At 60.9% G+C, this 12,437-nt stretch carries 11 protein-coding genes and 1 pseudogene; 7 read left to right on the forward strand and 5 right to left on the reverse strand.

Translation table 11 applies throughout. From position 1 onward, the window contains the following. Positions 1-171 precede the first annotated feature (171 nt). Entirely contained in the window at positions 172-645 is a 474-nt protein-coding gene (gene tnpA, locus ACVWYP_RS13530; RefSeq protein WP_026192332.1) for an IS66-like element accessory protein TnpA, read from the forward strand. Beyond that, positions 642-947 carry an IS66 family insertion sequence element accessory protein TnpB gene (tnpB, locus tag ACVWYP_RS13535; protein ID WP_051448103.1) on the forward strand — a complete coding sequence of 102 codons (306 nt, stop codon included), beginning with the start codon at positions 642-644 and terminating at the stop codon, positions 945-947. Before tnpA ends, tnpB begins: the two co-directional genes overlap by 4 nt. On the opposite strand, the gene ACVWYP_RS13540 is transcribed toward tnpB, so the two are convergent. From ACVWYP_RS13540 to ACVWYP_RS13550, 3 genes are read right to left on the reverse strand one after another with little or no spacing between them, the layout of a single operon-like run. Next, a complete protein-coding gene (locus tag ACVWYP_RS13540) occupies positions 935-1,345 on the reverse strand; it encodes a hypothetical protein (protein ID WP_233475739.1) in 411 nt (136 codons plus the stop codon). The two genes, tnpB and ACVWYP_RS13540, sit on opposite strands and share 13 nt — an antisense overlap. Continuing rightward, positions 1,338-3,026 carry a recombinase family protein gene (locus ACVWYP_RS13545; RefSeq protein ID WP_063709711.1) on the reverse strand — a complete coding sequence of 563 codons (1,689 nt, stop codon included), beginning with the start codon at positions 3,024-3,026 and terminating at the stop codon, positions 1,338-1,340. Before ACVWYP_RS13545 ends, ACVWYP_RS13540 begins: the two co-directional genes overlap by 8 nt. Then, positions 3,023-3,352: a hypothetical protein gene (locus tag ACVWYP_RS13550; protein ID WP_157183414.1), complete on the reverse strand. Its 330-nt coding sequence runs from the start codon at positions 3,350-3,352 to the stop codon at positions 3,023-3,025. Before ACVWYP_RS13550 ends, ACVWYP_RS13545 begins: the two co-directional genes overlap by 4 nt. Positions 3,353-3,530: 178 nt before the next feature. On the opposite strand from ACVWYP_RS13550, the gene tnpC reads away from it, so the two are divergent. The 4 genes and pseudogenes from tnpC to ACVWYP_RS13570 all read left to right on the forward strand — a co-directional run. Then, on the forward strand, positions 3,531-5,087 hold the full coding sequence (tnpC, locus tag ACVWYP_RS13555; RefSeq protein ID WP_018269968.1) for an IS66 family transposase: 1,557 nt from the start codon (positions 3,531-3,533) through the stop codon (positions 5,085-5,087). After that, the gene (locus tag ACVWYP_RS13560; protein WP_233475738.1) at positions 5,084-5,713 is read left to right on the forward strand and encodes a UPF0149 family protein; all 630 of its coding nucleotides are present in this window, start codon (positions 5,084-5,086) and stop codon (positions 5,711-5,713) included. Before tnpC ends, ACVWYP_RS13560 begins: the two co-directional genes overlap by 4 nt. 279 nt (positions 5,714-5,992) lie before the next feature. Continuing rightward, positions 5,993-7,528: a S10 family peptidase gene (locus tag ACVWYP_RS13565; protein WP_026192333.1), complete on the forward strand. Its 1,536-nt coding sequence runs from the start codon at positions 5,993-5,995 to the stop codon at positions 7,526-7,528. Between the two features lie 339 nt (positions 7,529-7,867). After that, positions 7,868-8,053 (forward strand): annotated as a pseudogene (locus ACVWYP_RS13570) (carotenoid biosynthesis protein); the annotation flags it as partial. A gap of 778 nt (positions 8,054-8,831) precedes the next feature. Here ACVWYP_RS13570 and ACVWYP_RS13575 read toward each other — a convergent pair. Both ACVWYP_RS13575 and ACVWYP_RS13580 read right to left on the reverse strand, forming a co-directional pair. Next, positions 8,832-9,092 (reverse strand): hypothetical protein, encoded by a 261-nt coding sequence (locus ACVWYP_RS13575; protein ID WP_125459168.1) that lies wholly within the window; start codon positions 9,090-9,092, stop codon positions 8,832-8,834. Positions 9,093-10,311: 1,219 nt separating this feature from the next. Beyond that, positions 10,312-11,619, reverse strand: a complete 1,308-nt coding sequence (locus tag ACVWYP_RS13580) for an MFS transporter (protein WP_016846328.1) — start codon at positions 11,617-11,619, stop codon at positions 10,312-10,314. Between the two features lie 249 nt (positions 11,620-11,868). Between ACVWYP_RS13580 and ACVWYP_RS13585 the strand changes: the two genes are divergently transcribed. Beyond that, positions 11,869-12,255: a hypothetical protein gene (locus tag ACVWYP_RS13585; RefSeq protein WP_155258815.1), complete on the forward strand. Its 387-nt coding sequence runs from the start codon at positions 11,869-11,871 to the stop codon at positions 12,253-12,255. Positions 12,256-12,437 lie beyond the last annotated feature (182 nt).

Below are 12,437 nucleotides of genomic sequence, written 5' to 3' on the forward strand. Positions count from 1 at the left end.
CGAACAGCCGGTCCAGTCGAGCTCAATTCGATCTGAGTCAGCCGAGTGATGCATCTGACCCAATATTACCCCACGCTCGTTTGAAAGTAATCGGCATGAGCCCCCCACCTGGGCATCGCGCGAATGAGCTGCGATACAGCCTGGTATGACCTGTTTTTTTGGAGGTGGGCTATGGCAGATGCCATGCATGAAGCCATGCTTGATGCCAGGCAGGAAGGCGGCTCCTATCGTCGGATCGAGGTGATCACGGGGCAGCGTCGGCGACGGCACTGGACGGCGGAAGAGAAGGCCCAGATCGTGGCGGAGAGCTTCGAGGAAGGGGCCAATATTTCCGAGGTCGCTCGGCGCCATGGCGTTGTCCGTGGGCTGCTGACGGTGTGGCGGCGCAAGTTCGCGACGGCAGCGAGCTTTCAGGCGCCAGGCTTCGTGCCGGTCCGGATCGCTTCCGAGAGCGGTCCGGCGACGGCAGACGAACCGGACCGGTTCGCGTCCGCGCATAAGGTGCTGCCGCAGATGGCATCGCCCCCAGGCAAGCTTGGCGGGATGATTGAGATCGAGGTGGGCGGGGCACGCATCCGGGTCGAGCCCGGAGTGGAGCTGGCGACGCTTTCGACAGTGCTATCGGCGCTTCGGGGCATCCGTTGATTGCATTACGGTCTGACCTCAAGGTGGTGCTGGCGGCACAGCCGGTCGACTTTCGCAAGTCGGTGCACACGCTGTCGGCGCTGGTTAGCGAAGCGCTGCGTGCGAACCCGTATTGCGGCGACGTCTTTGTGTTCCGCAGCAAGCGCATGGACCGAGTGAAGCTTCTGGCGTGGGACGGCAGCGGCATGGTGCTGGTGACGAAGTGGCTGCACCAGGGGCGCTTCACCTGGCCGCCGATCCGCGATGGCGTGGTGCATCTCAGTGCGACGCAGCTCGCGATGCTGCTCGATTACGCATGTTGATGCCCCTCCTCGTGAGGCTCAGTGATTCTGAGATCGAGATGATTGAGCTCATGATTGCGTAGTTTTCGAACAGCCTCAATCACGCGCGACGTGTTGGAGAACAGATGTGCGCCGGAAGGATGACGATCGATCAAAAGGCGCCCTTGCCTGATCTGAACGTAGAGCCAATTCACGGGAATGTTCAATACGCCGGCAAGTTGCTGTGCGCTGAGCAAGTCGGTTGAATGGCGCCATCGTGTACGTTGCTCGGTAAGCCCCTTGAGGCCGGCGTGCAAGCGAATGCGCTGGACGGTGATAGGCAGCACCTTGTCGGGGCAACTTGGTGACCGTTGTCCTTCGCTCGTCAATATGGCAGCGATCTCGTCGTCGTGCATCTTGGCGCGGGCGAGCTCAAGCACGCGTTCTCGCATCTCCGCGCCTTGGGCGAGATCCGCTACTGAGTTGACGCGCATCTTTACCTCGATGTCGGTGACGGCTCCGCCGCGCCAAGACGATCCTCATCCTGACGGCGTCGTGCTCGCCGCGGTCGAGGATCACCTTGTCAATGAGACAGCGCAGCAGCGCCTTGCGTTTCCCGTCGGTCGTGCTCGGGGCCGTCCAGATCTCAGGCAGACGGCCGGAGAGGCGGACGACTTTGTCGTTCAGCGCCTTGTTGCCGACGGTGATCTGAGCGATAGCCTGGGGAGACTTCAAACGGGCCAGGGCCTCCTCTGCCGCTCGAGCATCCTTCAGAGCCGCCTCCCAACGGCGCTCGAGCTCGGCGGCGACGAGCCGGTTGTCGGGATCGACGCGGTTGAACTGACGTTCGGCGAGTGCTGCTTCGTAGCGTCGCCGCTCGAGCTGCTGCTCGGCATTGCTTCGTATTGCTTTGTACGTCTGTTGCTGAGCGCGACGAGCGCACGACAACGCGTCGATCTCGGCCGGCGCCAGCGCTGTAAGGAAGGCTTGCGCCACGGCGGCGTCGACGCGGGGAGCACGGATGTATTGGCACGTCGGCAACCCCTGATGTGAACGCAGGTGATTGCAGACGTACTCGGCGCGTCTCTTGTAGCGCGCGTACATCTTGTGACCGCATCTTCCGCACCATGCGATGCCTTGCAGCAGTAGTTCGCCCTCACGTGGAGCCCCCCTGGTCTTGTTGCGCATGTATTCTGCTCGGTTGTCGATGACGATGCCCCTGATCTTCTCGTAGCTTTGCCAAGCAATATAGGGAGGATAGCGGTCCTTGACGATGATCCGCCACTGCTCGATCGGCTTCGGCACCTTCGTCGGTAATCTTCCGTCCGACGGTTTGCGCAGTCGTGTCCGTCCGTAAACGAAGGCGCCCGCATAGGCAGGATTCTTCAGAATCGCCGCGACCGCGGATGTCGTCGCCCGCGCCCAATGCAGATCCCCGTGGCGATTGCGGCGCGGCAGCTCCAGACCACGGTGGTTGAACTCACGCATGACCTTGGCAACGGTGCGCAGTTTCAGGAAGGTCTCGAACAGCAGCTCGAGCCGTTCCTGCACCTCCAGGTTCGGGTCCTTGACGACGACGCCAGAGGGATCGCGGACAAGGCCGATCGGTAAGGTGAGCGCAAGCTCACCGCGCTCCGCCTTGGCAAGAAGACCAGCCGTCAATCGACTACGTATCGTATGGAGCTCGAGCTCCGATATCGTCCCCTTTAGGCCGAGCAGCAGTCGGCCATTGGCGCTGCCAGGGTCATAGACGCCATCACGGTCGGCGATGAGGCAGCCGTGCAGCCCGCAGATATCGAGCAGCGGATACCAATCCGAGCAGTTGCGGGCGAGACGCGTCACGTCGATCGACAGGATCAGACCAACCTCGTTAAGACCAACACGTCCGACCAACTCCTTGAAGCCGCTGCGCTGAGCCGCCGACGCCCCACTGATGCCAAGATCAGCGTCGATGACGTCGATGCCAGCTTCGTGCCAGCCGAGCTCGATGGCGCGTTGGCGAAGCGCGTATTGCAATCGTAGGCTCTCTTGGTTGGTCACAACCTGGTGGGTCGTCGACTGCCGGATGTACACGACCGCGCGTCGCGCCAGGTGTATCGGCTTGACCAGCTCGGATTTCATGACTTGCCTCCGCCAGCACTGCGGCGACCTCGTTGACGATTTGGCGCTGCAGTGCCGTTGACAGCGTGGCCCAAAGGTCTTTCGGATCGATCGGCATCGTGTTCGAGCTGCTCAACCAGAGAGATCAGATCGTGTAGTGCCTCGACGCTCAGCTTCGTTCGATTCTCCATCGACATCTGTGGTTCGGTCGCCACGACCGGAATCAAAAGGCTGGCACCGTCTCGATATTCGACCTCGTACGAAAGCGGGAAGCCCCCGCCACGATGAACCGAGCGGCGAATGACGCGGAACGTGCGGCCGAACAGCGGATGCGTCGGTTCGCACACTGTAACTTCGATGGCAGGTGATTCGTCAGACTCCCCAGAGGGGATATTTCGATGTGCCCTCGCTCGACGGGCTGGAGTGGACGCGTGTCTCACCCAAGCCTGTGAAGCAGCCGGCCGTTGTCGGCTGAGAGGCGAAGATTTTGCTGGAGCCTGTGATGCGCGGATATATCGTTCGATCATGGCGATTCGCCCCGAAGCTCTTCCGACCGACGCAGCGGCTCTGACCGAGATGGTGCTCGCGCTTGACGCCGAGAACGAGAAGCTGCGTGTGGCGATGCAGACGCTGAAGGAGATGATCTTCGGCAAGCGCTCGGAGCGGCTGGTGGCGATCGTGGCCGAGCAGCTCGCGCTCGAACTGGACGATCTCGCGACCGGCGTCACACCACCTGCGTCAGCCAACGACGATCTACCTGCGACGAAGCCGGCTGGGAAGCCGCGCAAGAAGGCGAGGCGCAACATCGGTGCGTTGCCCAAGCATTTGCCGCGCTGCGAGCAGGTGCTCGAGCCGGACACGACAGCGTGCCCGTGCTGTCAGGGCGCTCTGCACAGGATCGGCGAGGATGTGAGCGAGGTGCTGGACGTGATCCCGGCGATCCTGCGGGTACTACGCACGGTTCGTCCCAAATACGCCTGCCGCGGTTGCACCGACGGCGTGGTCCAGGCGAAGGTGCTGCCGCGTTTGGTTGAAGGCGGAATGGCATCGACGGCACTCGTGGCTCACGTGGTGGTCTCGAAGTTCGCCTGGTATCTGCCGCTGTACCGCCAAGTGCAGATCCTGGCTGGCCAGGGCATTCATCTCGACCGCGCAACGCTCGCCGGCTGGGTGAAGCGTGCGGCATGGTGGCTCAAGAGCCTTTATGAGCTTCAGCTGCGGACGATCCAGGCTTCGCCGCGGCTGTTCTGCGACGAGACGCCGATGCCGGTGCTCGATCCCGGACGACATCGCACTCGTATCTGCCAGTTCTGGGCGCATGCGATGGATGATCGCCCATGGGGCGGCCCATCGCCGCCGGCGGTCGCCTATGTGTTTGCCGATGGCCGCGGCACCGAGGAGATCGCCGGGCAATTGACCGGCTTCTCCGGCATTCTGCAGGTGGATGGCTATGCCGCCTACAAAGCGCTTGCCCGCGGTCATGGCGGCGCGATCCAGCTCGCTTTTTGTCTCGCCCATGCCCGACGCAAATTCGTCGAAGTGTACAAGACGATGCAGTCGCCGTTCGCTCACGAAGTGATCGAGCGCCTGCAAGCGGTCTACGCCATCGAGGCCGAGATCCGCGGCTCGAGCGCCGAACAGCGGCTTGCCGCCCGCCGCACCAGGGCCGCACCGCTGATGGAGGTGCTGAAGGCGCGACTGAGCTCGATGCTCGACCAGCTGTTCTCCCAGTCGAAGCTGGCGGAGGCTATCAACTATACGCTCAATCACTGGGATGGGCTGACGCTGTTTCTCCGCGACGGCCGCGTTGAGGTCGACAGCAACACTGTCGAGCGTTCAATGCGCCCGATTGCGATGGGAAGGCGGAACTCATTATTCAGCGGCAGCGAGAGCGGTGCTGAGAGCTGGGCAATCCTCGCATCGCTGGTCAATACGGCAAAGCTCCATGAACTCGATCCGCAGGTCTATCTGGCCGATGTGCTGGAGCGCATCATCTCCGGCCAGACCAAGAGCCACCAGTTGCGCGAACTTCTCGCCTGGAACTGGAAGGCCCGCGAGCTCAGCGCACGGGAGGCTGCATGAGCCGGCGCCGCCATTCATCATCATCTTCATCATCGATGGCGGCAGCCGCGATGCCGCTCGACGAACTTGAGCCTTGGCTGCAGGCTCGCGCCGCGCAGCATCCCATCGCCACGAGTCTTCCTATGCTCGACGGCTATGTCGCCGCGATCGTGGCCGGGCCGGTGTCGATAAGTCCGCCCGACTGGATCTGTCCGTTACTCGCCATCGACGCCGATGCGTTCAACCATGGCGGCACGCCTGAGTTCGCTGCGATTTCGGCCGTCGCGCTGCGCCACAACGACATTAGTAACGTTCTTTCCACCGCGCCACATCGGTTCGCGCCCACCCATGCCCGCAAGCCGAATGGCGACGTTGATGCGCGGCCGTGGTGCCAGGGATTCCATGCCGCCATGCGGCTGAGACTATCGGCATGGACCCCGCTGCTCGACATCCGCAACATAAACCACGGCTTGCTCCTGCCCATCCTGCTGCATTGCGTCGACGATCAGGGGCGTCCACTGCTTGGACCACCAAGGAAAGGCCGCGAGACCGAGGAATTCCTGCGCAACGCCCATACCGACATTCCGGACGTCGTCGAGGCCATGCGCCAGTACTGGATGCCGACCCGCTACGCTCGCGCGCGCTGATCACTGCAGACGTGGGAGTTCATGCCGGTTACGTTTGAAAAGCCGCTCAAGAGGGGAAAATGAGGGATTAGTACAAGTGGAAAGAGATCGACTTCAATGGACTGCGGATGCTGTTAGGCCGCCCAGCTTCCGGAAGAGGAAATCCCATTCCAGTTCGCGGCACGGTGGTCGTCCCTACTGGATCTAGTGGGTTTGTAGTTGCCCGGCATGAGCTACTGGTAAGGCCGTTTTGACGGCATGTCTCGCGTACCAAGGTGCGCGCCGGACCAGGAAAACCCGATGCAGCTGATCGCACTGTACCGTACTTCTCTTGCACTGATCCTGTTTGCCTGCGGGGTAATTGGGAGCGCGCAAGCCGACGATCCACAGCGGCCCGCCCAGGTCACGATGCGGTCCGGCCAAAAGAGTGGCGCTGGCCAAACGAGTATGCCGTCTGCTGCTGAGCCGCATCGCCTGCCGCCGGACTCCAGCACCGGACACACGCTTGAGCTCCCTGGACGGACGCTTGCCTTCGTCGCGACCGCCGGCTCCATCCGGTTGTTCGACGACAAGGGCGAGCCGCAGGCTGACATCGTCTATACCTCCTATCAGCTCGACGGCACCGATCGCGGCATGCGCCCGGTAACATTCTTTTTCAACGGCGGACCGGGCTCATCATCGGCCTGGCTGCAGCTCGGCAATGCGGGACCGTGGCGGCTGCCGATCAATGCTGACGAGGTCACGCCATCGACATTTCCGGAGGCGAGGCCAAACGCGGAAACGTGGCTCGATTTCACCGATCTGGTGTTTCTCGACCCGGTCGGCACCGGCTACAGCCGTTTCGTGGGGACCAGCGATGACGCGCGCAAGCGGTTCTTCTCCGTTGAGGGCGACGTCAACTCGCTCGCGCTGGTGGTCCGCCGTTGGCTCGAAAAGCATGACCGGCTGTTGTCGCCGAAATACATCGTAGGTGAAAGCTATGGGGGCATTCGCGGGCCAAAGGTTGTGCACCAGTTGCAGATGCGGCAGGGCATAGGTGTCAAGGGGCTGATCATGGTCTCGCCAAGATTCGACTCCAGCCAGTTTGCCCACACGAGCCTGCTGCAGTACGTCGCAAGACTGCCGAGCTATGTCGCTACCCTGCGTGAAGCAGAAGGTCCGGTAAAGCGAGCCGATCTCGCCGACGTGGAAGCTTATGCACGCGGGGAGTATCTGGTCGACCTCATCAAGGGCCAGGCGGACAAGGAAGCAACCATGCGTCTGGCCGATAAGGCTGCGGCGCTGACCGGCATCGACCAAGCGGTGAGTCGCCGGCTCGCGGGCCGCCTCGACCTAGCCGAATTCCGCCGTGAATTCGATCGTAAGAACGGCAAGCTCATCGGCAATTATGACGCCTCGGTGCATGGCATAGATCCATATCCGGAGTCGGATCTTCACCTTTCCGGGGATCCCTCGAGCGATACACTACTGGCGCCTCTGACCAGCGCCACTGTCGATCTCCTGACGCGCAAGCTTAACTGGCGGCCCGACGGCTCCTATGAGCTATTGAACGGCACCGTCGTCCAATCTTGGGACTTCGGCCGCACCCCACCCGAGTCGCTCTCGGAGCTACGCCAAATCCTGGCAACGGATCGGAGCATGAAATTGCTGGTCGGGCACGGCCTGTTTGACCTCGTCACGCCGTATTTCGAATCACAAATCCTGCTCGATCAATTGCCGCCATTTGCCTCGGCTCCGCGCGTCAAACTTGTCGTTTTTCCCGGCGGCCACATGTTCTATTCGCGGGACAGTTCGCGTCAAGCGTTTCGTACAGAGGTCGAAGCGATGATGAAGTAGTGCCGGCGACGAACTTGATCACAAGCAAGCTCGTGTTCCGGCGCGCGCAGTCACATTCTCTCAGCGAGTGCAGAAGAAGTCCTAGCGCCCGCTTCGAGGCGCGAGACGCCGGCTACGATTCGTCGTGTGCGCCGTCACTTACGATGGGGCAAACACAACGAGACGAGACGGTATTTCGGACAACAGGCTCTGGACAGGAGATTGCACTTTGGGCTTCTATCGCCAGCATTCTCGCAGCCGCAATCGGTTTTTCCTGGAATGCAAATCCGCTCGCGCAAGCGTTCGCGGCGATCTTCATCGCCTGCGCGCTGATCCGCCGCTCTTGCCTATGGTCCGCGCCGAGCCTCAATCCTGTTTGCATCGTGCAGCTCGATTGCGCTCACGATGGAAAGCCTTGGCATCGCTACGGGCTTTCCCTTCGGCAGCTATCATTTCGAGCTGGGCGCGGATTTCCCCCATATCGGCCTCGTTCCACTCATCATCGGACCGTTCTGGTTCGGGCTGGCTATTTTTCGTGGACAGTGACGCCGATCCTACTTGATGGCGCCGATCGTCAGCTCGATCGGCCTTTCAACTGATCGCTCTGGCCAGTCGTCGCTGGGTTCGTCGTGAGCCAATTGGACAAATTGACCATCGCGCTCGCGGAAAAGTTCGGGCCCGGGGTTTTGTTTTGGCGCCGTCAAGCGACGGGATGGCTAACGGGATCCCCCCGGGGCCGGGACTCGGGCGGACACGGCCTGCGAGCTTGTTCCAAGCAGGATTGGACATGAGGCGCACTTCTGTCCCTGCAGGTTTTTGGAAGACACCCAGATCGATATTCTCGGCAAATGCCTTCCTTGAAGAAAATGCGGCTGCTGTGCGAGCAATGCGAAATGGCCCAGTTCAGGCGGCGGCCCTATTGGCTTGTCGGATGCGGTGCAAGCTGGCTTCAACGCTTCCGCGTCGCGAGGATTCGAGCCATGAAGAAAATTCTCGATCTGGCGTCCATTCACCCAGCATCGCTCCAGAGCGAGATGAGAACCGTCTTGCACAGCACTTTCTTACATCACGGCGGCTCCGTGTCGTAAATGACACCTACTAGGCGTCGCCATTGATATCAGGTCAGCTTGAGTCGCGCGGTTCGCAGGATGCGGCCAATGCGGATTTTACGACTCCTCCCTGCCTTCAGGCGTCCTGGCGAATCCTGCTGTGTGCGAATACGAACTCGTCCGTGCATCGAGCGAGCGTCGTAAGCATTGCGGCGATAGCGGCTGTGAAGATCCTGTCTCTTCGGGCTGGGTGCAGAGCTAGATGTTTGTGCCAGTCAGTTTTCTTCTTCATTGGCTGGCCGGGCCTCCAGGTCCTTCGCGGGAGAGTCTTCAGCAGGCCGCGCTTTCTTGTGCCGCTTTTTGGCGCTCGGGGATTTTGGCGGCTCGCTGGATCCGGACACATCTTCTTTTGCTTGCACTGCGTGGCGTCGCTCGGGACCTCGGCGCCGGACTATGCCGATGAGGCCGACAAGCACCAGCGCGAGGCCGGCAGCGATCACGAGAACCGGGACTGCGTTTGCCCAATCGAGGCTCAAGGATTTGACCCTTACTGGATTGCGGGCGCCAACCGAGCACCATGGACGAAGGACTAAGTTTGGTCGTTGCCCTGAGTATTCGTCAGGCTCTCTTTTATGTGTTCAGCCTGTTCCCTCGTCAGTTTCTCGGCCAGGTGGCTGTCCTTTATCAGCGCTGGTCCCTTGCGTTCTCGATCATAAACCATCCAGCCAGAGGTCCCCATTCGAACGATAAATCTGGCCTGCGCAGGCGTTCCAAAATTCACTGGTTCTCTCTGTAAGCCTTGCAACCCATCAATTAGGCTCGCCATCGGCATGCAAGTCAATTGTACTATGTGAATCTGCGCATTCGGATTGAGCGAGCAGTCTCCAGACGTTCGTTGCATCCGTCATTCCTTGAAATTCCGCGCCGGCTTGGAACGTCCTGCCGATCGATCCAATGAACGAGAATGGTCAAAGGACTTAGATTGCACGTGGCGTTCGCGGTCGATGCGGCAAGAGCCGCGCGGGTTACCCATGAATTCACCAGCCATAGTGCCATAGTGACGAAGAGGCCAAGAAGCGGGCCGAGGGGTATTTAGATGCCCACGATGTCCTCGAGACTAGGATCGACCATAGGTTGGTCGGCAGCCTGAAGTGTGGCTAGGTGGCCGGTCAATCGCCCTGCTACCGTCACGCCTTACCCCGTCTGGACTTGAAAAGCGGCCGCCCTCGCGAATTCCCTCGAGCTCCTTTTGCTGGAAGCTGTTGGAAGGCCATGCAAGCCGAGTATGAGGTGAGCTGGAAACCGAGTTTCTGGCTAGCTGCCGTGGCTAAGCTGCGGGCCGGAACTTCTGATGACACGATCCTGTCAATGAACCAGGCACAGGGCAGGCGTCGCGACATGTAACCGGAGCTCCTTGGTGAAATCGACCTTGCCAGGACCGTCTTTGAGCACGCTGAGAACCGCGGCGCGAACCTAGGCTTGGTGCTTCGGACAAGCCGGGCGTCCTCGCTTCTCAGCTCCGGGCGCTTCGTCGATCGCGTCGTGTTCAGCGCTGCGAGCGCCCGACAGTCTGATGAAGCCGGTGACCATCGACGCGATCCCGGGCGCTGTCGGAGCCATCCGTTCTGTCGGTGCTGTCGATGGCCGCGCGAACGACCACGTCGAACGCGGGGCCCTACATTCTTGCTGACCGGCGCGAGCGCGATATCAGGCGGCAGAGAGCCGCGACCAAATTGTCCAGTGCTAGGACGGACGTTACCTGAGCGCAGCGCTCCGAATCTTGAGCGGCGCAGTCTCAGGAATCAAGAGCATGGCACAGAGCCCGGCCGCGCTCGCGACAAGCATGTACCAGGCCGGCGCCAGCGCGCTCCCGGTCAGGTGGATCAGCCAGGTGACGATGGGTTGGGCTGTACCTCCGAAGATCGCAATGGCGAAGGCGTAGGTCGTCGCGAAGGCGCCGCCACGAATGTTCTTGGGCAAACCTTCGGCCATGCTCACATAGAAGGCGCTATACGGAATCGTTCCGATCATGGTGAGCGCGCCGAGGCCTCCGAGAAGTGCGAGAGCACTGCGGCTCTCCGAGATCCAGAAGAACACTGGATAGGTCATCAGCAACGCCGCGATCTGCGGCCAAATCATGATGTGCCGGCGGCCCGCGCGGTCTGCGAGCCAGCCGCCCAGCAGTGCGGCGGCAATTCCTACCGTATTGCAGATGAGTGTGGCGCCAAAGGCGAGAGGCGCGGAAACCTGCAAGGTGTTCAGCGCATAGGTGGTCATATATCCCGTGACGTAAGTGATGATCGTGCAGCTGGCCAAAATGACAAATCCCAGACTCATGATGCGGCGAGCGGCAGGCTGCCTGCTTACAGGCTGAACGCCGGGAGCCGGCGTGTCGGGGCGATGCAACGTTTCGGGCAGGGCGCTCCGCAACCAGAGTCCGAACGGCAGCGTAGCGGCGCCGAGCAAAAGCGCGATCCGCCATCCGTAAGCACTGAGCGCCTCGCTTGTCATGGTCAGGGAGAGTATTTCTCCCACAAGCGCTCCGGCCGTCGCGGCAATCTGTTGGCTGGCAGGCTGGAACGAAACAGCAAGACCGCGCCGTTCGGCCGGGGCCGTTTCCATCAAATAGGCAGTCGTCGGACCAACTTCACCGCCCAGTGCGAAGCCCTGCACCAAACGTGCGAAAATCACCAGTAGCGGCGCGGCAATTCCTATTGTCTCGTACGAAGGCGTCACCGCCAACAAAAGGACTGCGGCGCTCATCATTGCAAAGCTCGCGGTCATGGCGGGTCGGCGGCCGGCTCGATCCGAGTACGAGCCGAGCACGATGGCCCCGATCGGTCTGGTCACAAAACCAGCGCCGAAGGTTGCGAGCGACAGCATGAGGCTGGCGAACGGGTCGCTTGCCGGGAAGAACGTCTGACCGATCTGGATAGCGAAAAAGCTATAGGTCCCAAAGTCGTAGAATTCGAGAATATTGCCGATGGTTGCGCCCAACACGGCGCGGCCGGTCAAGCGTTCGTCTGCCGGAACAAGGACCGCCTCCGGCTTCTTTCGAGTCATTTGTCCGGCCAATCTCGGTCCGTCTGAAGCGCGATGGCTGGCCTGAGCATTTCGATCGGTGAGGTCGCGCCACATTGCACTTCACCTACTCTATACGCCGTCTGGTTGAGGTGGTCGGCTCCGCGTCTTGGTGCTCTGCATGTGCCTGACGCATGCCGGACCGAAGCTCACGACGGTGAGTGCAATAAAAATGCCCGCCCCTCGCAACCCCATTCAAAACTTGAACTGATCGCGGCAATCGCAGCAAGCATGAATGAACGAACATTCCAACTGCCGGGGGGCGCTCCAGTGCAGTGGCGAGTTTGCGACAACAATGGCCGTCGCCGAACATTGCAGTGCCTGTTTTTCACGCGAAGAACCGTCGTGCATGTTGCTGCGTTCAACTGGTTGCGCACGGCGGACGCATCAGGCGATTTGGCCCAACTTTTGCTCCGCTGCTTGTTGGTTGCGCGCAGCCGCCGCCTCGTCGGATTGGGTCTGCTGCAGAATGCAGGACCTTCGTGCGATCAAAAGGCAATAGGAGTTCGCATTGCTAACGGCACCATGAAATCGATCGACATAGGCGCGGCACCGCAGGCGGGCGGTCATATTCGGTCTGACGAGCAGCGCTCGGCGGGTCGCAAATGGCAAGCGTGATGTGCCAGAGTCTGAGCTCCAGGAATTTGAAATCAAAGTCACCAGCAATGGGGACACACCTCCTTGAGCGGACTTGGTTTCATCAAAGCCGATCCAGGGAAATGGCTTTCCTTTCGTATTGAAGTGCTGCCGTCAGGTATCGCGCGCGAACTACGCACGCCGATGTCTGACCAATGACGGCC

The sequence above is a fragment of the Bradyrhizobium sp. USDA 3262 genome, from assembly GCF_054060035.1.

What these genes read in the sequence shown, in the direction of transcription:
- tnpA (WP_026192332.1), top strand. Translation starts at nt 172, where the DNA reads ATGGCAGATGCCATGCATGAAGCCATGCTTGATGCCAGGCAGGAAGGC.
- ACVWYP_RS13545 (WP_063709711.1), bottom strand. Translation starts at nt 3,026, where the DNA reads ATGAAATCCGAGCTGGTCAAGCCGATACACCTGGCGCGACGCGCGGTC.
- tnpC (WP_018269968.1), top strand. Translation starts at nt 3,531, where the DNA reads ATGGCGATTCGCCCCGAAGCTCTTCCGACCGACGCAGCGGCTCTGACC.
- ACVWYP_RS13560 (WP_233475738.1), top strand. Translation starts at nt 5,084, where the DNA reads ATGAGCCGGCGCCGCCATTCATCATCATCTTCATCATCGATGGCGGCA.
- ACVWYP_RS13565 (WP_026192333.1), top strand. Translation starts at nt 5,993, where the DNA reads ATGCAGCTGATCGCACTGTACCGTACTTCTCTTGCACTGATCCTGTTT.
- ACVWYP_RS13580 (WP_016846328.1), bottom strand. Translation starts at nt 11,619, where the DNA reads ATGACTCGAAAGAAGCCGGAGGCGGTCCTTGTTCCGGCAGACGAACGC.
- ACVWYP_RS13585 (WP_155258815.1), top strand. Translation starts at nt 11,869, where the DNA reads ATGAATGAACGAACATTCCAACTGCCGGGGGGCGCTCCAGTGCAGTGG.